Annotated in this window: 22 protein-coding genes and 1 tRNA gene; 9 read left to right on the top strand and 14 right to left on the bottom strand. The window is 59.7% G+C overall.

The features are described 5' to 3' along the window. Window positions 1-16 precede the first annotated feature (16 nt). The 4 genes from EOL86_00405 to gcvH all read right to left on the bottom strand — a co-directional run bounded on the left by EOL86_00405 (window position 17) and on the right by gcvH (window position 3,407). Window positions 17-93, bottom strand: a tRNA-Pro gene (locus EOL86_00405). A 135-nt stretch (window positions 94-228) separates the two neighbouring features. After that, window positions 229-1,680, bottom strand: coding sequence for a glycine dehydrogenase subunit 2 (locus EOL86_00400; GenBank protein NCD24040.1), 1,452 nt, complete (start codon window positions 1,678-1,680; stop codon window positions 229-231). Further along, a complete protein-coding gene (locus tag EOL86_00395; protein ID NCD24039.1) occupies window positions 1,677-3,005 on the bottom strand; it encodes an aminomethyl-transferring glycine dehydrogenase subunit GcvPA in 1,329 nt (442 codons plus the stop codon). The genes EOL86_00400 and EOL86_00395 overlap by 4 nt, the downstream gene beginning before the upstream one ends. A gap of 21 nt (window positions 3,006-3,026) precedes the next feature. Further along, window positions 3,027-3,407 (bottom strand): glycine cleavage system protein GcvH, encoded by a 381-nt coding sequence (gene gcvH, locus EOL86_00390; protein NCD24038.1) that lies wholly within the window; start codon window positions 3,405-3,407, stop codon window positions 3,027-3,029. A gap of 187 nt (window positions 3,408-3,594) precedes the next feature. Here gcvH and EOL86_00385 point away from each other — a divergent pair, with 187 nt between their 5' ends. Continuing rightward, window positions 3,595-4,104, top strand: coding sequence for a hypothetical protein (locus EOL86_00385; protein NCD24037.1), 510 nt, complete (start codon window positions 3,595-3,597; stop codon window positions 4,102-4,104). 127 nt (window positions 4,105-4,231) lie between these two features. Next, a complete protein-coding gene (locus EOL86_00380) occupies window positions 4,232-5,047 on the top strand; it encodes an AraC family transcriptional regulator (protein ID NCD24036.1) in 816 nt (271 codons plus the stop codon). Here the strand turns inward: EOL86_00380 and EOL86_00375 are convergent. Then, window positions 5,044-6,405 carry a sigma-54-dependent Fis family transcriptional regulator gene (locus EOL86_00375; protein NCD24035.1) on the bottom strand — a complete coding sequence of 454 codons (1,362 nt, stop codon included), beginning with the start codon at window positions 6,403-6,405 and terminating at the stop codon, window positions 5,044-5,046. The genes EOL86_00380 and EOL86_00375 overlap by 4 nt on opposite strands. A gap of 3 nt (window positions 6,406-6,408) precedes the next feature. Beyond that, a complete protein-coding gene (locus tag EOL86_00370) occupies window positions 6,409-8,820 on the bottom strand; it encodes a PAS domain S-box protein (GenBank protein NCD24034.1) in 2,412 nt (803 codons plus the stop codon). Between the two features lie 116 nt (window positions 8,821-8,936). Here EOL86_00370 and rpsF point away from each other — a divergent pair, with 116 nt between their 5' ends. Genes rpsF through EOL86_00345 form a run of 5 tightly spaced genes read left to right on the top strand, consistent with a single transcriptional unit; the run spans window position 8,937 to window position 12,773 of the window. After that, on the top strand, window positions 8,937-9,239 hold the full coding sequence (gene rpsF, locus EOL86_00365) for a 30S ribosomal protein S6 (GenBank protein NCD24033.1): 303 nt from the start codon (window positions 8,937-8,939) through the stop codon (window positions 9,237-9,239). A gap of 1 nt (window position 9,240) precedes the next feature. After that, entirely contained in the window at window positions 9,241-9,504 is a 264-nt protein-coding gene (gene rpsR / locus EOL86_00360; protein ID NCD24032.1) for a 30S ribosomal protein S18, read from the top strand. An 11-nt stretch (window positions 9,505-9,515) separates the two neighbouring features. Next, window positions 9,516-10,022 carry a 50S ribosomal protein L9 gene (locus EOL86_00355; protein ID NCD24031.1) on the top strand — a complete coding sequence of 169 codons (507 nt, stop codon included), beginning with the start codon at window positions 9,516-9,518 and terminating at the stop codon, window positions 10,020-10,022. Continuing rightward, window positions 9,994-11,442, top strand: a complete 1,449-nt coding sequence (dnaB, locus tag EOL86_00350) for a replicative DNA helicase (GenBank protein NCD24030.1) — start codon at window positions 9,994-9,996, stop codon at window positions 11,440-11,442. The genes EOL86_00355 and dnaB overlap by 29 nt, the downstream gene beginning before the upstream one ends. Before the next feature lie 38 nt (window positions 11,443-11,480). Next, window positions 11,481-12,773 (top strand): phenylacetate--CoA ligase, encoded by a 1,293-nt coding sequence (locus EOL86_00345; GenBank protein NCD24029.1) that lies wholly within the window; start codon window positions 11,481-11,483, stop codon window positions 12,771-12,773. 75 nt (window positions 12,774-12,848) lie between these two features. Here the strand turns inward: EOL86_00345 and EOL86_00340 are convergent, their stop codons facing one another. Beyond that, complete coding sequence (locus EOL86_00340; protein ID NCD24028.1) at window positions 12,849-14,339, bottom strand: hypothetical protein; 1,491 nt, start codon at window positions 14,337-14,339, stop codon at window positions 12,849-12,851. A gap of 111 nt (window positions 14,340-14,450) precedes the next feature. On the opposite strand from EOL86_00340, the gene EOL86_00335 reads away from it, so the two are divergent. Beyond that, window positions 14,451-15,410, top strand: a complete 960-nt coding sequence (locus EOL86_00335) for a DMT family transporter (protein NCD24027.1) — start codon at window positions 14,451-14,453, stop codon at window positions 15,408-15,410. Between the two features lie 71 nt (window positions 15,411-15,481). Here the strand turns inward: EOL86_00335 and EOL86_00330 are convergent, their stop codons facing one another. The 7 genes from EOL86_00330 to EOL86_00300 form a co-directional block, all read right to left on the bottom strand. After that, on the bottom strand, window positions 15,482-16,222 hold the full coding sequence (locus EOL86_00330) for a 4Fe-4S dicluster domain-containing protein (protein NCD24026.1): 741 nt from the start codon (window positions 16,220-16,222) through the stop codon (window positions 15,482-15,484). Window positions 16,223-16,354: 132 nt separating this feature from the next. Next, window positions 16,355-16,834 carry a hypothetical protein gene (locus EOL86_00325; protein ID NCD24025.1) on the bottom strand — a complete coding sequence of 160 codons (480 nt, stop codon included), beginning with the start codon at window positions 16,832-16,834 and terminating at the stop codon, window positions 16,355-16,357. Between the two features lie 20 nt (window positions 16,835-16,854). Continuing rightward, the gene (locus EOL86_00320) at window positions 16,855-17,598 is read right to left on the bottom strand and encodes an amino acid ABC transporter ATP-binding protein (protein NCD24024.1); all 744 of its coding nucleotides are present in this window, start codon (window positions 17,596-17,598) and stop codon (window positions 16,855-16,857) included. 7 nt (window positions 17,599-17,605) lie between these two features. Beyond that, window positions 17,606-18,610, bottom strand: a complete 1,005-nt coding sequence (locus EOL86_00315; protein NCD24023.1) for an amino acid ABC transporter permease — start codon at window positions 18,608-18,610, stop codon at window positions 17,606-17,608. Between the two features lie 74 nt (window positions 18,611-18,684). Then, window positions 18,685-19,503, bottom strand: coding sequence for a transporter substrate-binding domain-containing protein (locus tag EOL86_00310; GenBank protein NCD24022.1), 819 nt, complete (start codon window positions 19,501-19,503; stop codon window positions 18,685-18,687). A gap of 248 nt (window positions 19,504-19,751) precedes the next feature. Then, window positions 19,752-20,525, bottom strand: a complete 774-nt coding sequence (locus EOL86_00305; protein NCD24021.1) for an amidinotransferase — start codon at window positions 20,523-20,525, stop codon at window positions 19,752-19,754. A 68-nt stretch (window positions 20,526-20,593) separates the two neighbouring features. Next, window positions 20,594-21,832, bottom strand: a complete 1,239-nt coding sequence (locus EOL86_00300) for a DNA polymerase IV (protein ID NCD24020.1) — start codon at window positions 21,830-21,832, stop codon at window positions 20,594-20,596. A gap of 170 nt (window positions 21,833-22,002) precedes the next feature. Between EOL86_00300 and EOL86_00295 the strand changes: the two genes are divergently transcribed. Further along, on the top strand, window positions 22,003-23,130 hold the full coding sequence (locus tag EOL86_00295; GenBank protein ID NCD24019.1) for a VWA domain-containing protein: 1,128 nt from the start codon (window positions 22,003-22,005) through the stop codon (window positions 23,128-23,130). The last annotated feature ends 13 nt before the right edge of the window (window positions 23,131-23,143 follow it).

Raw genomic sequence — 23,143 nt, 5'->3', positions numbered from 1 at the left:
AAGCCCTTGTTTTCTTTGGTCGGGGCGACTGGACTCGAACCAGCGGCCCTCGGTTCCCAAAACCGATGCGCTACCAAACTGCGCTACGCCCCGAAGAGGGCAGTCTGTACATAGGGTTGCGCGGATCTGTCAATCGATTTTTCAATACTTTCTGGAATATGATCGTTGGCCACGTCTGCGATACAGCGCGAACGCCTTGGCCAGCAAGGCGTTCGCGGTGGGGTAGAGTTAAAGACCCGCGTCGTCCACCAGTTCCATGGCTCTGGCCGCGTGGACTTCGTCCAGGCGCTGCACGGGCAGGTTGAGCGGGGCGTCCAGGATGGATTGCGGGTCGGTATCTACCCGCTCCAGGATTTCGATCATGTCGTCCACGAATTCGTCCAGGGTTTCCTTGCTCTCTGTTTCCGTGGGCTCGAACATCAGGCATTCCTTGACGATGAGCGGAAAGTAGATGGTCGGCGCGTAGTGGCCTTTTTCGAGCAGGGCCTTGGCAATATCCAGGGCGCGCACGCCTTTTTGGGCCTGACGGGCGGCCGAGGCCACGAATTCGTGCATGCAGATGCGGTCGTGCGGAATTTCCAGATGTTTTTCCAGGCGTTTGCGCAGGTAATTGGCCGCCAGCACGGCATTTTCCGAGGCGCGGACAATGCCTTCCCTGCCCAGACGCAGAATATAGGCGTAGGCTTTGAGGATGACGCCGAAATTGCCGTAAAAGGGCGCGATGTAGCCGATGGATTTCGGGTAGTCGTAGTCTAGAAAGTACTGGCCGTCTTCGAGCTTCACCACGCGGGAGATGGGCAGGTAGTCCACCAGGCGTTCGCTCACGCCGACCGGGCCGGAGCCGGGTCCGCCGCCGCCGTGCGGGGTGGCGAAGGTTTTGTGCAGATTCAGGTGCACCACGTCGAAACCCACGTCGCCGACGCGCATCTTGCCCATGATGGCGTTCAGGTTGGCGCCATCATAGTAGAGCAGGCCGTCCACGCTGTGCACCAGTTCGACGATGCGCTTCAGATTGCATTCGAACAGGCCCAGGGTGTTGGGGCAGGTCATCATCAATCCCGCCACTTCGTCATCGAGGACCTTCTCCAGCTCGTCCGGGTCGATCATGCCGTTTTTGGACTCGATGGAGATCACGTCGTAGCCCGCGATGGCCGCCGAGGCCGGATTGGTGCCGTGGGCCGAATCCGGCACGATGATCTTGGTTTTCTTGTTGCCCTTGTCCTTGTGGTAGGCGGCGATGAGCATGACTCCGGTCAGTTCGCCGTGGGCGCCGGCCATGGGTTGCAAGGTAAAGGCGCTCATGCCGGTGATTTCGGCCAGAAGCTGCTCGGTTTCGTAGAGCACTTCCAGCGCGCCCTGGGTCAGGTTGCCCGCTCCCTTGAGCTGCGGAATGAGGGGATGCAGACTGGTGAAGCCGGGATGGGCGGCCACGGCCTCGGTGAATTTGGGGTTGTACTTCATGGTGCACGACCCCAGAGGATAGAAGTTGCTGTCCACGCTGTAGTTCAGGCGCGAGAGCCTGGTGAAATGGCGGACGACATCGATCTCGGACAGTTCGGGCAGCTTCGGGGCGCTGTCGCGTAGCAGCGTTCCAGGGATGTCGCCGGCGGTGTTGCCCCGTGGCTCCCTGGGCCAGACGCCTTTGCGACCGGCGCGGGAATTGGCGAACAAGGTTTTCACAAAACACCTCCGATCAGTTCGGCCAGGATGCCGACGCTCTGCGGCGTGGTTTTTTCGGTGCAGGCCACCAGCAGATGGTTGTCCATGCCCTGGTAATAGCGGCCCAGGGGGAAGCCGGCCACGAACTTTTTGTCCAGGAGCGCGTCGATGATTTCATAGGCGCGAACGGGCAGTTTGACCGTGAATTCGTTGCCAAAAGGCTGATTGACCACGTGCACGCCGGGCAGGCGTTCAAAACGATTGGCCGCGTAGTGGGCCAGTTCGACGCCGAGCTGGGCGGTTTTTTTGAGTCCCGTCGGGCCCAGAAGGCTGACGTACATGAGGGAGCGCAGGGCGCACAGGGCCTGATTGGAGCAGATGTTGGACGTGGCCTTTTCACGTCGGATGTGTTGTTCCCTGGCCTGGAGGGTCAGGACGTACCCTGTCTTGCCGGTTTTGTCCGTGGTCCGCCCGACAATGCGGCCGGGCATCTGGCGGATGAGCTGCTTGGAGCAGGCCATGATGCCCAGATACGGCCCGCCGAAGCTCAAGGGGAGGCCGAGGCTCTGCCCTTCTGCCACGGCGATGTCGGCGCCCATCTGGCCCGGCGTCTTGAGGATGGTCTGCAGAACCGGGTAGGTCGAAATGATGGACACCGCTTTATGGCTGCGCGCCGTGGCGAACAGGGCGCCAAAGTCCTCGACCGTGCCGAAGAAATTGGGGTTCTGGACGATGACCGCGGCCGTGTCGTCGTTGATGGCGGCCATGAGGGCATCCATGTCCGTGTGGCAGTCCTGGTGGGGGACGGTCACGAGATCGAGTTGCAAATTGGTGGTGTAGCTGTCGAGCATGACCCGGTAAATGGGGTTGACGCTCTCGCAAATGACGATGCGGGTCTTCTTGGTGTGACGCACCGCCATCATGATGGCCTCGTACAGGGCCGTGCCGCCGTCGTAGAGAGAGGCGTTGGCGTAGGGCAGGTCGAGCAGCCGGGCCATGGCGGTCTGGTATTCAAAAATGGCCTGGAGCATGCCCTGGGATGCCTCGGCCTGGTAGGGCGTGTAGGCTGTGTAGAATTCACCGCGCGAGCACAGGGCGTCAACCGCGCTGGGAATGTCGTGGTCATAGAAGCCGGCGCCCAAAAAGGAGGTCAAATCCGTGTGGTTCTTGGTCGCCGTGCGGTCCAGCTTCTGGCGGACTTCCATCTCGCTCAAGCCGTTGGGCAGCCTGAGTTCCTGGGCGCGGAAGGCCGCTGGAATATCCTCGAACAAGGCCTCGATGCTGGGCGCGCCGATGGCGGCCAGCATGTCGCGCTGTTCCTCGGGGGTGTGGGGAATGAAGGGCATGGTGTCTCCCGGATGACGATTCTAGTGGGCTTCCGTGGCGCAGTGTGCGTCGTAGGCCGTGGTGTCCAGCAGTCCGGACGGCTGGGCGGACAGTTTGACCTTGAACATCCATCCCGCGCCAAAGGCGTCCTGGTTGATCAGTTCCGGGGCGCTCTCCAGCTCGGCATTGATTTCAACGATTTCACCGCTGACCGGAGAATAGATTTCGCTGGCCGCCTTGACCGATTCCACGGTGCCGATTTCCGCACCCGCTTCGGCCGTGGAGCCCACCTGGGGTAGTTCGACAAACGTCAGATCGCCAAGTTGTTCCTGGGCGAAGTGCGTGATGCCGACCGTGGCCACGTCGCCGTCAATTTTTACCCATTCGTGTGATTTCGCGTACAAAAGACCTTGCGGATTCATGAATGCCTCCAGGGGAATATGCTGATTGTGGCTCGGATATATCCGATTCTCTTGAGTTCGGCATCACATAAATATAATGACCTGAAAGAGCAACGACCGGGAACAGCGAAAGCGACAAATGGATTATGTATTGGTGAATACTTTGCGAGGAGGAAGCATGGGATTGGCGCGATTGTTCGGAGTTATCATGATTTTTCTGATGTTTGCATCTTTTGTCCGGGCCGAGGCGCTGCCGGGCGAGCATGTCGAGGGCTTCGTGAATGCCATGAAGGATCTCAAGCCGTATTTCGATCAGTACGCGGACGAAATCGGCGACGACGGCGACGCCAGCAGCACGGCCAAGCTCGTGACCGATTGGGCATCCGGCCTGAAGCGTCATGCCGATCTGATGGAGATTCTTGAAAAGCATGGTTTTGACGAGGAGTCCTGGGTCGCGGTGACGCCATTGGTCATGAAGGCCTATATGACCGTCAAACTGGGGGCCGAAGGGCGGAACATCCCCGCCCAGATGGCCGAATCCCTCAAGGAAATCGAATCCAACCCGGACATCCCCGAGGCCCAGAAGGCGGAAATCCGGGACAGCATCCAACGTGGTATCGAGGAATTCGAAAAAAGCCTGGACGCGCCCATTGAGCATCAGGATGCGATTCGGCCCTACCTTGGGCAGTTGGACGAGATTTTTGAATGGCAGGAATAGACCGGCCAAAATTCGTTACGAACAAGCCGCCCCTGGGCGGCTTGTCGCATTTTGAGGCTCGGGAACGCGAGCACTCCTTGCATAAAAGGCAACGTAGTCTCGGAATCGGACATTCGAGGAGCAGTTCATGACCCAAACCATTTCCCCTCATTTTTCCACGTCATCCCCGCCGGCCCTGACCATGGCCGGGCATCTGGATCCCCAGTCCGCCAGACATTCGCAGGCGCGGCAGACCCATCAAATTCTGCATGTCCATCGCGGCGTTTCCCTGCTGGTGGACGAATGCCGCAAGCAGCCCATCCTTGCCGGCCTGACCGCCTTCATTCCGGCCGGCTGGCCGCATCGGTTCACGGTTCTGGGGGCAGGGGTGGACTACAAGGCACTTTCCCTTTCACCAGGGCTTTTCACGGCGTCGGTGTCGGGGATTGTCATCTTCCGGGCCAGCGCCTTGGAGCAAAACCTGCTCGATCGCATCGTCATCCACGATCAAGCCGATTTGCATGGCCTGACCCAGGACTGCCTGAATCTTCTTCTGAAACTCATCCCCAAAACCCTGAATATACCGGCGTCCATCGTTCGCCTGCCGCTTCCATCCACGCCTCTGACCCGCGAGATCGTCAGCTTCATCGAAAGCAGCCACGCCCGGCCCTTGGGCATGGATGACTTCACCGCCGCCTTTCCCTATTCGGCCCGCCATCTGACCCGGCTGTTCCGCGAGGATCTGGGCCTGACCATGTTTGAATATCTGCGTTTGTACCGCATCCTCATGGCATCCATCGCCCTGGGCGACGAGAGCCGAAGCATCACCCAATGCGCGTTGGACGCGGGCTACGAAGGCCAGTCCTCGTTTGATCATGATTTCCGGGAAATTTACGGGGTCGCTCCCAAGGTTTTTCGGCAGCGGATTATGGGAACCGAGGCGGACTCGCGGGACGAAGCCTAAAGTCCCAGCTTGGCGCGGCGGTAACGGAAGGTGTCCCGCGACACGCCGAGCAGGCGGGCGGCCTGGGACTCGTTGCCGCCGGCGCGGTGCAGGGCCTGTTCGTAATAGCCCCGTTCCAGGCTGTGCAGAATGGCCGGCAAATCCACGCCGTTTTCGGTCAGGTCCGGCAGCAGGGGAGTGGGTGGCGGACATTCCGACGTCACGCCGATGTCCGCCGCGTCCAGCTCCGGGCCTGGGGCCATGAGGGCGACCCGTTCCATGATATTGCGCAGTTCGCGGACGTTGCCGGTCCAGGCGTGGGTTTCGAGGGCTTGGCGGGCAGCGTCGGTGATGCCCGTGAAGTGCTTGCCAAACTTGGTCCCGAACTCGTGCAGGAAAAGTTGGGCCAGGGGAAGAATGTCGGCGGCACGGGTGGCCAGGGAGGGGACGCGGATTCGGACCACGGCCAGGCGGAAAAAGAGATCCTGGCGAAAGGCTCCGTTTTTGACCATTTCTTCCAGGTCGCGGTTGGTGGCGGCCACGATCCGGGTGCGGACCGTGCGTTTGGTCGTGGAGCCCAGGGCGTAGTATTCTCCTTGCTGGAGAAAGCGCAGCAGTTTGGCCTGGGCGCTTTGGGGCAGATCGCCCACTTCATCCAGGAACAGGGTGCCGCCGGCCGCGGATTCGACCAGCCCGATCTTGCCCTTTTTGCCGGCGCCGCTGAAGGCGCCGGGCGCGTAGCCAAAAAGTTCGCTTTCGATCAGATCCTCGGGGATTGCCGCGCAGTTGACCGTGACCAGGGGGCCGCGAAAATTCGGGCTGCGGTAGTGGATGGAGCTGGCGATGAGTTCCTTGCCCGTGCCCGTGTCGCCCTCGATCAAGACAGGGGTGTCCGGGCTGACCGCGACCTTGGCGACCATCTCGACGACGTTGCTGATGGCCCGGCTCTCGGCCACGAAAAAGGGCACCTGTTCGCGCAGGGCCTTGTCCTGGAGAGCGCGGATTTCCTTGCCCAGGCGGATGGAGCTTTTGGCACGTTCCAGGCAGTGCTTGAGGACGTCCATGCGCAGGGGTTTGACCAGATAGTCGAAGGCGCCGCGCTTCATGGCCGAGATGACCGTGTCCAGGTCCTCGAAGGCGGTGATCATGATCACCGCCGCGTGGACGGCTCTGGTCCGGATGGCCTCCAGCACGTCCAGGCCGCTCATGTCCGGCAGGCCGATGTCGAGCAGGATCAGGTCCGGGCACAGCCGGTCCAGCTCCGCGAGCGCTTCGGCGCCACTGGCAAGGGACGTGACCGCATAGTGGCGGGACAGGGCCATGGTCAGGCTGTCGCGGATGGATTCTTCGTCGTCGATGATGAGCAGGGTGTAGTCCATGGGTTATCCTTGAGTGTGGGCGGGAAATTCCAGGCAGAATTCGGCGCCGCCCAGGGGGCTTGCTCCGACGCGGATGGAGCCGTGGTGATCGGCCACGATGCGTTGCACGATGGACAGGCCGATGCCCGTGCCATCGGCGGCCGTGGTGTAGAAGGGATCGAAAATCCGTTCCTGGTCGCGTTCCGGGATGCCCGGCCCGGAGTCGCCGATACTCAGGCGGACAAGTCCTTCGGCGCGTTCCAATCCGACGCGCAGACGCTTGGCGGCCGCCTTCCGGACGGCCCGGGCCGCGTTGTCCAGAATGTTGATGACCGCCTGTTCGAGCTGCATGCGGTCGCCGTGAATAATCGCCGGACCGCCCAACTCGGTTTCCACGATGATTCCGGCCGAACGCAGGGTCGCGGCCATGAGGCTCAGGGCTTCCTGCACCGGCTGGGCCAGATCGAGGGTTTCCAGGCGGGGCGCGCCGGGCTTGGAAAAATCGAGCACGCGGCGGATGACGGACTCCATCTTGCCGGCGGCCTTGCGGATTTTTTCGATGATGGTGCGGAGCATGCCGGCGGACTCCTCGTCATCCAGCTCGGCGCAGACTTCGTCCATGGTGTAGAGATAGCCGTGGATGCCGGTCAGTGGGTTGCGGATTTCGTGGGCGATGCCGGCGGCCATGCGGCCCAGGGAATTGATTTTGTCCAGAAGCATGATCTGACGGGCCATGCGTCGGGATTCGGTGACATCGGCCATGAACACGGCCACCCGCGTGACCTGGCCGGAGTCGCCGAAGACCGGGTAGAAGCGCAGGTCCAGATCGCGTTCGCGGTCGTGGTCGGTCACGCCATGGTCCGCCCCGGATACGAAAACCGTGTTCACGGCGTCCTCGCAGATTTGGCCAAGGACCGGGTCCAGGATCTGGAACAGGCTGATGCCGATCAGGGCCTCGCGGTTGGCGCCGAAGCGGGCCGCCCCGGTGTCGTTGATGTCGAGGATGATGCCGGCCTGATCAACCAGCAGCAGGGTTTCGCTGGGCGCGTTGATGAGCGCCCTGGCCTTGGCCTCGCGGTCCCTGGTGTGCGCCTCGGCTTCGCGGCGTTGTTCGATTTCGAAGCGCAGGTCGCGCGTGCGGCGTTGGACCTCGATTTCCAGGCGGGCGCGAACCTTGCGTAGATTGCCCTCGGCCGTGACGCGCTCGTGAACCTCGCGTTCCAGAGCGTCGTTGGCCGCACGCAGGTGCTCGGTCCGGGCGCGGACCGCGTCTTCAAGCTGTTCCTTGTGGCGGCGCAGCACTTCCTGGGCTTCCTGGCGGCGGCGGATGGAACTCAGGAGCATGGCCAGGGCGGCCAGGAGCACGGCCACGGCCGCGATGGCCCCCCAGATATAGCGTTTGTCGATCTGGTAGAATCGCGGCGGCTGGTTCAGGATCAGGCTGCCGGCGGGCAGGGCGTCCGGGTTGAGGCCGAAACGGCGGAGCTGGACATAGTCAAAAATGAAGCGCGAGGGCGTTTGCTGGTCCACGGCCAGGGAATCGGGGCTGGTTCCATTGAGGACCCGCATGGCCAGGACCGCCGCGCGCTGGCCTTCCGCGTAGCCCTCGACCATTTTGCCGCCGACGCAGCCCGTGCCCATTTCAAAATCCCAGAATCCGTAAATGGGCACCGACGCGTGACTGGAGAGGAACAGATTTTTTTCCCGGTAGTCGACCAATACGCCGTCCTCGTTGCGCATGACCCCATGCACGAGGATGACCTGTCCCGGACCGAGCTGGCGGAGCGGCTCGCGTAGCTGAATCGCGTCGAGGTTGTTCCAATAGGTGAAGCGGATGGCGGGAAAATCGTCTTCCAGGGCGTGCAGGGCCCTGTCCGTGAGCAGGTCGGTGATGGCTTGGTCGCCGCCGATGACAATGAATTCTTTCGTGTCCGGGTGCAGACCCAGGACCGTTTCCATGGTCTGGGCAAAGGCCGGATTTTCGGCCAGCCCGCTAATGCCGGTTTGTCCGCGCAATTGTGCCAGTTTGAAATCGTTGACGCCGCAGAAGACCACGGGCGCGGCGTGGAAGATGGACTCGCGGTAGGTCAGCACGAAGTCCAGGGCGTCGTTGTCCGTGACAATGATCAGATCGAAGCGGCTGTCGGCCAGTTTGTGCCGGAGCAGGGCGGCCTGCAGCGCCAGGTATGAGGTGTCCGTATTGCGTTTGGTGTCCAGATATTCCATCCAGAGCAGAACCTTGGGCGCGAGATCGTGAAAGGTGTCCCGGATGCCGGCATTGAGATTGTCGGTCCAGGACAGGCCGGGATGGTAGGAATGCAGGACCAGCACGTTGGGCGCCGCGGCCAGGGCCGGCGCGGGCAGAAGAAGAAGGACAAGGGCGATGATGCGGAACATGGCGCAGATGTAAGCGCAAAGAACGTGGTCTTCAAGCATTGCTTGGTGTAATCGTGCCAGCTGTTCTTGACAGACCAGGGGTATGGGCATAACCAGCGTGATTCCTTGCTCGCCGGGAAAAGGCGGGCTGTAACCCACAAGGAGGATCGATAATGATGACAAGGTATGAGGAATTGCTCCTGTTGAGTCCGGAGCTGGGCATGGATGAGTGCCGCGATATCGTGGCCAACCTGACCGCCGTCGCCGAGCGCGAGGGTGGCAAGGTTGTCAAGGTTGATGACTGGGGTATCAAGGATACCGCATACCCGGTTCGCAAGTTCAACCGTGGCCATTATATCCGCATGGAAATGGAAATGCCGGGCAAGGCCGTGGCGGAACTTGAACGCAACGTCCGTATCACCGACGGTATTTTCAAATTCATCACCGTGCGACTCGCCGAGACCACCGAGGAGGCCTAAGATGTCCTTTAAGAAAAAATTCGCGCCCCGCAGAAAGTACTGCCGCTTCTGTGAGAACCCCGAGATTCCACTCGATTATAAGCACCCGGAAGTTTTGAATGACTTTGTGACCGACCGCGGCAAGATCATTGCCAGCCGGATTACGGGCACCTGCGCCAAGCATCAGCGGGCCATCACCCGCGAGGTGAAGCGCGCCCGTCAGATGGCGTTGATGTTCTACACCGCCACCCACAGCACGGACGTGCTCAAAAAGTCTAGAATCTAGGAGAGTTGGTCATGAAGGTTATTTTGCGCGCAGACGTGGATAATCTGGGCCGCCTCGGCGAAATCATCGCCGTCAAGCCCGGTTATGGCAGAAATTATCTGTTGCCCCAGGGGCTGGCCTCTTTGGCGACTCCCGGCAACCTGAAGGTTTTCGAGCAGGAACGCCGGAAGCTGCAGGCCAAGAACGACGCCATCCGGGCCGAGGCCGCTGGCCTAGCCGCCAAGATCGAGGCCGCCAAGGTGGTCATCGAAGTTCGTGTCGGTGATGGCGACAAGCTGTACGGCTCCGTCACTTCCTCCCAGATCGCCACGATCCTGGAAGAGCAGGGCGTGGTCGTGGATCGCCGCAAACTGCAGCTTGACGAGGGCATCCGCGCCCTGGGCGAATACGTCGTCGATGTCAAGTTGCATCCCGAGGTCGTGGCCAAGCTGACCGTCAACGTTGTCAAGCTTGGACATACCGAGAAGGTGGAAGAGTCGGTGCAGGACAATGCAGCTGAAGAAACAGCCGCAGAATAAATTCGGGCAACGCCTCGGATCACAACTGCACCCGGAAGAGGCCTTGCAAAAGGCCTCTTCTGATTTGTTGCGCAAGGTGCCGCCCCACAACATCGAAGCCGAGCAGGCCGTGTTGGGGGGCGTTTTCCTGCGTAACGACGTTTTTCATACCCTGGTGGACACGATTTCCGACGAAGATTTTTATTCGCCGGTCCACCGCAAGATATATCAGGTATTTCAAGAACTGTATCGTCGCCGCGAGCCGGTGGATTTGGTCACCGTGGCCGAATATCTGCAGACCAGGGGCGAGCTCGACGAGATCGGTGGCACGGTCTATCTGGCCTCCTTGGCCGAATCCGTGGCCTCGGCCGCCAATGCCGTTTTCCACGCCCAGATCGTGCGGGACAAGTCCGTCCGCCGTCGGCTGATCCAGACCTCTTCGGAAATTCTGACCAATTGCTTCGAGGCTGGTCAGGAGACCGAATCCTTGCTCGACCAGGCCGAGCAGCAGATTTTTTCCATCGCCGAATCCAAGGGCAAACCCGCGTTCATGAGCAGCAAGGATCTGGTCAACCGGGTCTTCGAGCAGCTGGAGCTGCGGGCCGGCCAGGGCGATTTGGTCACCGGCGTGCCCACGGGGTATACGGATTTCGACCATATGACCGCCGGTTTGCAGAAGTCGGACCTGATCATCCTGGCGGCGCGTCCGTCCATGGGCAAGACCGCCCTGGCCCTGAACATCGGCATGCGCGCGTCCATCCAGCACGGAGTTCCCGTGGCTGTTTTTTCCCTGGAAATGTCCATGGACCAGCTCATGATGCGTCTTCTCGGGTGTCACGGCAGGGTGGACTTAAGCCGGTTGCGAAGCGGCTATTTGAACGACGAGGACTGGGCGCGCCTCTATCAGGCCGCCGAGGATCTGTCCCGTGCCCCTGTTTTCATCGACGACACCCCGGCCCTGACCACCATGGAAATCCGTGCCCGCTGTCGTCGGCTCAAGGCTGACAAAGGCGTGGGCCTGATCATCGTCGATTATCTGCAGCTCATGCGTTCCAGTCACCGGAGCGACTCGCGCGAACAGGAAATTTCGGATATTTCCCGCAATCTGAAGGCCCTGGCCAAGGAACTGGACGTACCGGTCATTGCCCTGTCCCAGCTCAACCGCAAGGTCGAGGAGCGTTCGGACAAGCGGCCCATGCTTTCGGATCTGCGCGAGTCCGGAGCCATTGAGCAGGACGCCGACGTTATTGTTTTCATCTACCGCGACGCGGCCTATAACAAGGCTGAGGACAATCCAAACAAGAATATCGCCGAGATCATCATCGGCAAACAGCGTAATGGTCCGGTCGGAACCCTCAAGCTGGCCTATTTTGGCCAGTACACGGTTTTCGACAACCTGACGGAAGTGGGCATGCCGTCCGAGGACGGCAGCGCGTACTGACCTGTCGCCGCAACCGTAAACCGCAAACGGGATTCAGTATGAACGCCTATTGCCAGGAAGAATTTTTCAGTCGCGCCGAACTTATCCGTCTTCAAGAAGTCCGATTGCGGACCACCCTGGCCCGCGCGGCCCGTTCACCGTTTTATGCCGAGCACTTCGCCCGCGCCGGAGTTGATCCGGCCTCCATCCAGGGGCCTCGGGACATCACCCTGCTTCCCTTCACCACCAAGGACGACCTGCGCAGCGCCTATCCGGACCGCATGCTGACGCGGCCCGTGACGGACATGCTTCGTCTGCACGCCTCTTCCGGCACCACGGGCTCGGCCACGGTTATTTACTACACCCGCAATGACGTGGACAGTTGGGCCGACCTCATGGCTCGGTGCATGCACATGGTCGGAGTGCGTCCTGTGGATACCTTTCAGAATATGTCCGGCTATGGCCTGTTCACCGGCGGCCTGGGCATTCATTACGGGGCCGAGCGGCTGGGCTGCCTGACCATCCCGGCCGGGGCCGGTAATTCCAAACGTCAGCTCAAATTGCTGGAAGACTTCAAGGTTTCGGTCATCCACATCATTCCGTCCTACGCCCTGCATTTGAGCACGGTGAAGGAAGAGCTGGGTTACACGAACGATCGTCTGAATCTGCGCGTCGCCCTCATTGGCGCCGAACCGCACACCGAGGCCATCCGTCGCCGCATCGAGGATATTTATGGCATGAAGGCCTACAATTCCTACGGCCTGTCCGAGATGAACGGGCCGGGCGTGGCTTTCGAGTGTCTGGAGCAAAATGGCATGCACATTTGGGAGGACGCATATCTTCCCGAGATCATCAATCCGGAAACTGGAGAACACGTGGCCGAGGGCGAGATGGGCGAGCTGGTCATCACTACCTTGTGCCGTGAGGGCATGCCGCTCATTCGTTACCGGACCAAGGACTTGACCCGTTTTCTGCCCGGCGCGTGTCCGTGCGGCCGGGAGCATCGCCGACTGGATCGGATCATGGGCCGCTCCGACGACATGATCATCATCAAGGGCGTGAATATCTACCCCATGCAGGTCGAGAAGGTGCTCATGGGCATCCCGGAAGTGGGCCAGAATTATCTGATCGTGCTGGAACGCGAAGGCTATCTGGACCAGATGCGGGTCAAGGTGGAAGTGAAGGACGAATTTTTCGTGGAGGACATGCGGCAATTAAAGCAGTTGCAGAGCCGCATCAGCGCCAAGCTCAAGGATGAAATCCTGATCAGCGTACGCGTCGATCTGGTGGAAAACAATTCCCTGCCCAAGTCCGAGGGCAAGGCCCAGCGCGTCGTGGATTTGCGCGAATAGGCAACCCGGCTCGAAACGCCTCGCGACAACAGCCGTGAATCCTCACCCTTCGGGGTGGGGATTCATGCGTTTGAGCTAGTGGTATTCAGTGACGAAGCACGACAGGCCACTTTTTTCCATGGCCGCGCAGCGGCCGAGGGCCTTGGCGCGGGTCCATTCCAGGGCGAATTGCAACTCCGAGCCCGTGGCGACGTCCCGTTGGAAGGCCTGGTGCGGCTCGGGCAGCCCCACGGCGAACCCGGCTTCCTTGAGTTGGCGCGGATCATGGAGCGGACCAACCGTGAGCACGAACGGCAGCAAGGCCACGGGCATATTGACAAGGTCGTGCGCTGCGGCGAAGTCCAGGGCCGCCTGGTTGGTCGCAAAGCGACCGACGTAGAGTTCAACCTGTTCGGCGTCTTCGTGTCGGCTCCAGAAAAGCGATTGGTCCAGGGACGAGAAACGGGGCAAATGCAAAAACATGGCTTCGACACGGGGATAGGCGCCCAGCCGCAGGGAGTAGGGGCCTTCGCCGAGGCGTTTGCGGAACACGGTCTTGGCCACGGACCGCACGACCGGCGAGATGGTGGTCTGGGCGGGAAGGTTTTTTTCTGTTTCCACGGTTTGATTGGCGCGCACCGGGAGCAGGTCGCGCAGGAACACCGGGACCAGGGGGCATACGCCGCTACCCGGAACGAGACACAGCAAGGCGAGTATGCCGGTCACGATCAGGACCAGGGTTGCCGCCAAAAAAATCCGACCGCTCCAGGGCGGGCGCGTGTCCTTGACATCGAGAACGGTTTGCGTGGCGGATTCCGGGAGGAGCACCTTGGCATGGGGGCCAAGGTCCAAAAGGGATTCCACGTTGTCCAGATGCTGACCGCTCAGGCCCTTGAGCGCAAACGTGATGGTCAACATGCGCAGCACGCCGATGGTGCCGGCGGCCCGCTTGGCCAGGGGCACGGGATCGGGGATGAAATCTTCCGCCAAGCCGACGGACTTGAGTAGGAAACGGACAAAGTCCAGGGATTGGGCGATATTCAGCTTGGGCAGGTTCCATACCGATCCCAACAGATTGAACAGGGACCTGTTTTCGGGTCGCCCCAAATGCAGCATCAATTCGCCATTTCCACCGAGAACGATTTGCAGGCGGGTGTGCGTGTGCTCGGCCAGGGCGTACATGCCAAGCAGCAGGTCGAAATCCTTGCCTTGGAGCAGATGGGCGTTGTCGATCAGCAACACGGTCTGGGGATTGGCCGCGAAATACGCGCCCAAGGCGGTTTTGTGATCTCCCAGATGGCTCAATTTTTCGAGCAGGGTGGCGGCCAGGGACTGGTCCCGCGTTGCCGAAACAAAAAGGCTCGGGGTTTCCAGAGCGTCCTGGAGACGGCTTAAAAATGTTGTTTTCCCTGATTTTGGAAACCCGGTGAAACAACACAGCATCCGCCCGGCGCGAAGCTCTTCGAGGACGGACGCGAAGACGTCATCGACTTGCGGGATGGGAAAATAGCCACCCTGTGGTGAAAACTGATCGAAAAGCGTGTCCATGGTGTCGCTGTTCAGGATGAGGCTGGACGGAAGTGTCAAAAACCATGTGCATCAAGGATGAGCATGGCCACGTGTATGTGTGGCCCACGCTTCGCGCAAGTTTTTTTTGAAACATCCGTGTCCCCTACGGGAATTGGAGAAAGCATGGTCATGGTATCCGGGTTCGTGCCTTTTGCGGCGTTGCTGGCCGCCATGGTGTTATGGGGCAGTTCTTTCGTGGCTTTCAAATACGCGGTCATGGTTTTTGACCCGGTCGTGGTGGTCTTTGTCCGCATGTTGTTGGCCAGCGTTGCTTTCTGCTGCGTCTTTCCCAGATGGAGACCCGTGGAATGGCGGCCCCGCGATATTCCGGCCATGCTGTTCATGGCCGTGTGCGAGCCGTGTTTGTATTTTCTTTTCGAAGGCCAGGCCCTGCGTTTTACCTCCGCCGCCCAAGCCGGCACGGTCGCGGCCATTTTGCCTGTCCTCGTGGCTGTTTTGGCGTGGTTTTTTCTGGGAGAGCGGCTGCGCCTTGGATCATGGTTGGGTTTGATTCTGGCCCTAGGGGGAGTGGCCGTGGTCAGCGTGGCTGGCCAGGGCACCGAAAGCGCGCCCAATCCGGCCTGGGGTAATTTTTTGGAATTGATGGCCATGGTCTGCGCGGCCGGATACACGGTCAGCATGAAAAAACTTTGCGCCACGTATTCCTCCTGGTTCATGACCGCGGTTCAGGCCATTGTCGGAACCGTGTTCTTTTTCCCCCTTTTGTTTTTGCCCGGCACGACACTTCCAACATCCTGGCCCCTGGCTCCCACCCTAGCCGTGGGATATCTGGGAATCTTCATCAGCATTGGCGCGTATGGGCTGTATAATTTTGGCATCAGCAAACTTCCCGCGTGGCAGGCCTCGGCTTTTGTCAATCTGATTCCGGTTTTTTCCATCCTGCTGGGCTGGGCAATTTTGGAAGAGAGTCTGAACGTGGCCCAGCTCGCGGGGGTTGGCGTGGTGTTTTTGGGGGTGCTCCTCTCCCAGGATTCCCTCTGGAATCCGGCCCGGCCAACCTTTGTCGCGCTGCCCCCAGGACCCACTCCGGGCCTGATCCCGCCCGCTAAAACCGAAGGCAAGGCGTGAGGTTGGGTACGTCGAAATTGACGATCCAACCACCGGAGTTTTGAAGATGACCCGCGCCGTGGCGCGGGATCTCAGAGTCTGGTCAGGCCCGCCATCGGTTGGACCGTCAATTCTTCCTGGGTTTGGCCGGTTCTGGCGATGATGACCTTGACGCAGGGAATGTCGCGACCGGCATTGGCCAGGGCTTGGGCCACGATGCGCGACAGGCCGGAACAGCAGGGAACTTCCATTTCCAGAACCCGGATGCTCTTGATGTCCGCTTGGGAAAAAATTTGTGTCAGCTTGGCCACGTATTCATCCTCGTTGTCGAATTTCGGGCAGCCGAGCATGACGACCCGGCCTTGGAGATGACGGGAATGGAAATCCGGAATCGCCACCGGGCAACAATCGCCAACGATGAGGAGCTCCGCGCCGCGCAGAAACGGGGCGTGAGGCGGCACCAGTCGAATCTGGACCGGCCAGTGGGACAGACTTGATCCCACCGGGCTGGACTGGGAAACGGGGGTATTGGCCGTGGAGCAATTCATTTGCACGACCTGGGCCGACGGGCAGCCGTGCGGGGTCGCGCCACTCGTGGCGCGGACATGGGCCATGGCCGCGTCCTCGTCGAAATTTTCGGCTTCGCGCTCGATGATTTTCAGGGCGTCCTCGGGGCAATGACCGATACACGCCCCCAGGCCGTCGCAAAACATATCCCGGACGATCTTGGCCTTGCCATCGATGATGGCCAAGGCGCCCTCGGCGCAGCCGGTCACGCACTGGCCGCAGCCGGTGCATTTTTCTTCGTCGATTTCAATAATTTTTCTGATCATGGTTTCCTCCATGGTGTGATCGGGTTGAAGACGTTGTACCCGTGTCGGAAACCATGACCTTGACGCAGGTCAAAAAGCGGCGCCTGGGTGCCATGAGACAATCCAGACGCGAGCGGACAGGGAAAAACGCGGTTATTTTTCTGTCGGAATCGGGGCAGGGGAGGCGGGCTTGGACGGTGTTGACTTGGCCGGGGCCTTTCGTGTCAGCCGTTCCTGGAGTTTTTGAACGGCCACCCGTGTTTCGCTAGGCGCGGCCAGAAAAATCATTTCTCCCTTGGGCGTGAACCAGTGCCAGCCTTCGGGTTTTGTCAGCAGCATGGCTCCTTTCTTTTCCAAATACTCCAAATCCCGGCCCACCTCCAACGCGCCATGCAGTTGCCCCTGCAGGGTGTCGGTTTCGAGCACGATGGAGGCCGTGCGAAAAAGTTCGAACGCGCCGTGGCAGATATCCATGAGCAGCCCTTGATCCGGGGTTTTTTTGGCGGCCAGGGCCTTTTCCAGCTCCGCAAGATCCTTTTTGAGGTCCTTGAGCTCGGCCACGGCCATATCCCGGGCCTGATCGCCCTGTTCCCCGAGGGTTTTCACCAACTGCGCCTGCAACGCCTTGCTCATGTTCGTCTCCTGATGGCTGGTTAAAGGATTTGGCTCAGGAAATCCTTGGTCCGATCGTGGGTCGGGGCCGTGAAAAAATGGACGGGAGTCCCTTCTTCCAGAATCTGCCCCTTGTCCATGAACAGGACGCGGTCGGCCACTTCCCGGGCAAAGCCCATTTCGTGGGTAACCACGACCATGGTCATGCCCTCGCGGGCCAGATTTTTCATTACGTCCAGGACTTCGCCAACCATCTCCGGGTCCAGGGCCGATGTCGGCTCGTCAAAGAGCATGATCTTGGGATCCATGGCCAAGGATCGGGCAATGGCGACGCGTTGCTGTTGTCCGCCGGAAAGCTGATCGGGCTTGACCGCGAATTTTTCGGAAATACCAACCTTTTTCAGCAGGGCCATGCCCTTGGCCTCGGCCTCGGCCTTGCCGCGTCCGCGCACCGTCATCTGAGCCATGGTCAAATTTTCGAGAACGGTTTTGTGCGGAAAGAGGTTGAAGGACTGAAAAACCATGCCGACCTCGGCCCGGATGGCGTTGATGTCGCATTTGGGATCAAGGATATCCACGCCGTCGATAATGATCTGTCCCGAGTCCGCATACTCCAGCCGGTTCAGGCAGCGCAGAAAGGTCGACTTGCCGGAACCGGATGGCCCGATGACCACGACCACCTCGCCGGCAGCAACGGAACAGGACACCTGGTTCAGGGCATGCAAGGGTTCCGGGGTGTAAAAGAATTTATCGATATGCCGGACGTCGATGATGGGAGTGGTCATGATTTCCTCAGATGGCCTTGCGTTCCAGGTACTGAACGAACATGGACAGGGTGAAGGTCAGGATCAGATACAAAATGGCGCATACAATCCAGATTTCAAAGGGCTGCAACGAAGCCGTGACCACTTCGCGGGTGGCCTTGGTCAGTTCACGGATGGAGATAACGCCCAAGAGGGACGAATCCTTGACCAGACTGATAAACTGGCCGGCCAGCGGCGGTAGAATTCGGCGCAAGGCCTGGGGCAGAATGACCTTGCGCATGGCCTGGGCGTAGGTCATGCCCAGGGAGCGGGCCGCCTCCATCTGGCCGCGATGCACGGATTGGATGCCGGCGCGCACGATTTCGGCGGTATAGGCTCCGGTGAAGATGGCCAGGGCCATGACGCCAAACCACAGGGGAGGAACGGGCCCAAAACCATATTTGGACAGCATGGTGTTGATGACCGTGCCGACCACGAAATACCAGAGGAAAATTTGCACCAGCAGGGGGGAACCGCGAATGAGCTCGATGTAGCCGATGGCTCCCCAACGCAGGGCCGGGTTGTTCGAAATGCGGGCCAGGCCGGTGAACAGGCCAAGAAGGATGCCGAAGACAATGGCGATGGAACTCACTTCAAGGGTCAGCCACAAACCCTCGATCAGAATGCCGGGTTCCCAATGGGTGAAGGAGCCAAGCACATCACCGGGGTAGACGTAATCTCCCTGGCCCAGGAGAAGGGCGGCCATGGGCACGGAATGCGCTTCCTCGCCGTCCGGGCCAGCAATGACAACCCGAGAGGCCTCGCCCTGGGGCGTGACGCTGATAATCTCGCCTTCCATTTCCGCCCGAATTTCTGTTTTTTCTTCGTACAGGAAGTACTGTGGGACCCGGTTCCATCTCCATGTGTACGCAACCGTTTGCGTGGAGAAATAGAGGATCGCCATGGTCGCGAGCAGGCCGACCACGAAGATGGCGCTCCAGGTCTGGTAATATAATTTGCTTTTGGGGCGATCCAGCCCTGTGTAAGAAGTCATTGTCTGTCCTGGTGGGTGGATAAAGAGACGAGGAATCCGGCCTTGTCGCCGGATTCCTCGAAGTCATGCGGAGCTTACTGGATATCCTTGAGCCATTCGGTGCCCTTGATCCATTTGTCGTAGATGCGGTCGAAGCGGCCGTCATTCTTGATCTGGGCGATGAAATTGTCCAGCCAGTTCAGGAAATCCGGGTCGCCTTTCTTGATTCCAAAACCCAGGGGCTCGTAGGTGAAGACCTTGTCCAGGAGGATCAGGTTGCCGCCACCCTGCTGGGCCATGAAGACCGCGCAGAAGGGCAGATCGTAGACAAACGCGTCCGCCTGTCCGTTGACCACTTCCATGGCGCCGTCGGCTTCTTTTTCGAAGCTTTTGTACTGAGCCTTGGGGATCATGCGCTTGGCGGCCTGTTCGCCGGTGGTCCCGATGCGCGATGCGACAACAAACTTGGGATCGTTCAAATCCTTGTAGGATTTGATTTTGCCTTCGTGTTTCTTGCTGAGCAGGATGGCCTGGCCGACGACAATGTAGGGCTCGGCGAAGTTGATCTGCAGATTGCGCTCCTGATTCACGGTGATGCCGCTGATGATGATGTCGAACTTGTCGGCCATGAGCGCCGGGATGATGCCGTCGAAGTCCGTGTTGACGATGTTCAGTTTCACGCCCATGGCCTTGGCCATTTCCTTGGCCACGTCCACGTCGAATCCGACGATTTCGCCTTTTTTGTTGGTCATCTCGAAGGGCATGTAGCCCGCGTCCAGGCCGACCCGGAGTTCACCGCGTTTGAGAATTTCGTTCAGGGTGGATTTCTGGGCCAGTTCATGATCGGCGGCACCCGCCACGCCGGACATGGCCACCAGCAGCAGAATGGACAGAATCGTGGACAACAAGCGCATATGACTTCCTCCTTTGGTTAAAAGACCCGCGAGGTTCAATATTTTCCCTCGGTCAGGATCTCCTTGATGATCATCTTCACCTTGCAGAATTCGCACATCGGAATTTCCTCCTCGGGCAGACAGATGATTTTGGTCTGTTTGCACTTGGGGCAGATGACCTCGACGAATTCACGTTTATAGCGGTCTTTGAGCAGTTCCATGGATCGTACCTCGCAATGTTTCCCACGTATTTCGCGCGCCGAAAAACTTCAAGGCAACTTTGGCTCCAAACGTAACGACAAACAGGTCAGACCGCCGTCCATCTTGCGGTATTCACTGGTGTCCAGCTCGACGATGGGCAGGCCGAGACGGCGCAGCAGGCTCTTGGTCAACGGATACCCCGTGGGCATGATCAAGGTGCCGTTCACGAGCAGGGTGTTGGCGGCGTATTCCTCGCCGTGGGGACAAACAATGCGGTCGAAGTCCTCGATGGCTGGATGATCGGCGAAATCGGACGTGACCAACATGGTATGCGCTCCGACGTAATTCAGGCTGGACTTCAGATGCAGGCCAGCGGCCACGGGAACGAGGGTGCTGGCGTAGCCGTGACGCTTCAGAATGGCCGCCAGCTGGCGGGCCCCGTCTTCGTTGGTGCGTTCCGAGACGCCGATGAAAAATTGGCGTTCCACCTGGAGAATGTCGCCGCCATCCAGGGTGCCGGGAGCCTCGATGTGGGCCAGGGTCCGGTGCGCGGCCAAAACAGGTTCCATGGACTGGATCTCCCCCCGGCGGGAGGGCGCTCCGGGCCGGGAAATAACGCACACTTCACGAGTGATGACCGCCGTGTCCTCGACAAAGCAGGCATCCGGGAATCCAACCGCCGGCGGGAGCACATCGACGGACAGTCCCAGGGATTGGAGGCAGGCCACGTAGGCGTGGTGTTGCTCCAGGGCCAGGGGCAGGTCCGGAGCCGGCAGGGTGGAGGTCGTCAGCCCCTGGGCGTAATCCGGGCCGGGCTGGCGGGTGATGGCGTGAATGAACATCGTGTGATCCTTGATGATTGAAATTCGAATGGGCACTTCCAAACAAGAAACATGTTCTTTGGCAAGCATTATTCCGTGGTGGTTATGCGGTTTTTTTGGGAAAGAAGATCCGGGCAGGAGCTCGTTCCGGCCATGGTCGCCTCGGCCCGGGCAATACTCGCGGCGCCAAACTTGTCCCGGATTCGGTCCATGGTCCGATCCAGGCGCTCCTGCTTGGCCCGGCTGCGATCGACGGCCAGGGGCAATTGCACCTGGCCGGACCTGAATTGCGACACCCCGGTTCCGATCAAGCGCACGGGTTTGGTCGGATTTTGCGCCGCGAGCAGGGCGCGAGTTGCCGCGAAAATTTCCGGAGTGAGGTTGGTGGGGCGCTTCAGGGTCGAGTTGCGGGTCAGACAGGTAAAATCATGGAATTTGAGCTTCAGGCTGACGCGGCATCCTGATTTGTCCATGCGCCGCAATTCCCGGCCGATCCGGTCCGCTTGCCGCAACAGCCAACGCTCCAACTCCCGTCGGTCGAGCGTGTCGGTGGCGAACGTGTTTTCAGCGCTGCATGATTTGGCCTCGATGTCGGGACAGACCCGCCGGTCATCACGACCCAGGGCCCGGTCATGGAGAATCGCGCCGCGTTTGCCCAGTTGTTCGATCCAGAACGCGCGCCGGTGGCGCAGCACGTCCGGAACCATGCGCACGCCCATGCGGGCCAATTCCTCGGCGAGCTGGCGACCGACGCCAGGGATCTTGGCCACGGGCAAATCGTGCAAAAACGCGGTCACGCCCTCGGGGACGATGATGGTCAAGCCATCGGGTTTGTTCCAATCCGAAGCTATTTTGGCCAGAAATTTGTTCGGGGCGATGCCGACGGAACAGGTCAAGCCGGTCGCCGTGAGCACCTCCTGCTTGAGCTTTTCGGCCAAGTGGCGCGGACTGCCGTGGAGGCGGTCCGTGCCGCCGATGTCGGCGTAGGCCTCGTCCACGGAAGCCTGTTCCACGACCGGGCACAACCCTCCCATGATGGCCATGATTTGGTGGGATACCTCCCGGTATCTGGCCATGCGCCCTGGCAGGAACACACCGTTTGGGCAAAGTTTTTTGGCCTGGGCGATGGGCATGGCCGAATGGACGCCGTATCTCCGGGCTTCGTATGACGCGGCCGAGGCCACCCCCCGCAAGGATTGTCCGATAATCACGGGTTTGCCGCGCAGTTCCGGATTGTCGGCTTGTTCCACGGCCGCGAAAAACGCATCCATGTCCAAGTGCAGGATTGTGGCTTGAAAATTGGTGTCGGTTGGCGTAGTTGGATACATGACTTGTTCTCTTGTCGTCCGGTTTTCCATGGGTCAAGACTCGTGATGCGAAATCCTGATGGCGTTTCTTTTCGATTGCCTTGGCCCGGGCTTGGAGTAAAGGACTCTGTATTGCGGCATGAGGTTCGTCACTTTTTATCACACATACCCAACCAAAGAGGAGTAAACGCATGAAACTGCAAAAACTGGTCGTGTTGAGCATGGCGCTGGTGCTGCTGGCGGCTTCCGCCGCTGTCGCCGCGGATAAATATGTCCGCAAGGTGGATAATTTCATTTTTCTGGTGGATACGTCCGGATCCATGGACGACAAATATGTGGACTCCAAGGAAACCAAAATTTCCCTGGCCAAATCCATCCTGGAACGCATCAATAAAATGCTTCCGGAACTTGGCTACAACGGCGGCCTCAACACCGCTGCCCCGGCCATGGAATTGAAGGCCGTCGAACCCTATCAGGCCGCCGCTTACGGCGCGGCCATCGCCAACATCCCCACCGTCATCGGCTCCCGACCCACCCCTCTGGGCGTTGGTCTTGCCAGCCTTGAGCCGGCCCTCAAAAACATGGTCGGCCGCAATGCCGTCATCATTGTTTCCGACGGTCAGGAGAATCAGGGCATCGAAACCCTCGCGGTCGCTTCCGAATTGTCCGAAAAATATGGCGTGTGTTTTCACACCATCGGCTTTGCCGATTCCGTCAACGGCAATCAGGAATTGCTGGACAAGCTGACCGCCCTGAAGTCCTGCGGCGTGTCCACCTCCGCCGCCCAGGTCGCCGATGACGCGGCCCTGGAAAATTTTGTCCGTGCCGTTTTTTATGATGTCGCTCCCGTTGAAATCGATCCCTGCTCCCTGGACGACGACAACGACGGCATCGGCAATTGCCAGGACAAGTGTGCCGATACCCCCAATGACCTGGTCGTCGACGCCGATGGTTGCCCGATCCCGGTCGTGGTCAAGCTGAAGGTCAATTTTGATTACGACAAGGCCGACGTAAAGCCGCAGTACCATCAGGAGCTGGCTGATTTCGCTGAATTCATGAAGCAGTATCCTGGCGTGTTCGTGGAAATCGACGGACACACCGACTCCGATGGCTCCGACGCCTACAATCAGAAGCTGTCCCTGCGCCGTGCCAACAGCGTGCGGACATATCTGATTCAGAAGCTCGGCATGGACAGCACCCAGCTTACCGCCATTGGTTTTGGAGAATCCAAGCCTGTCGCCAGCAATGCCACGGATGCCGGCAAGGCTGAAAACCGTCGCATCGAGGCGGTCTTGAAGGGCGTTTTCAAGAAGAAGTAGTTTGAATGCTGCT

It is taken from the genome of Deltaproteobacteria bacterium (assembly GCA_009930495.1).
Lineage (GTDB): Bacteria > Desulfobacterota > Desulfovibrionia > Desulfovibrionales > Desulfomicrobiaceae > Desulfomicrobium.
Note: the sequence above shows the minus strand (reverse complement) of the source record. Positions and strands in the feature narration are given on the sequence as shown.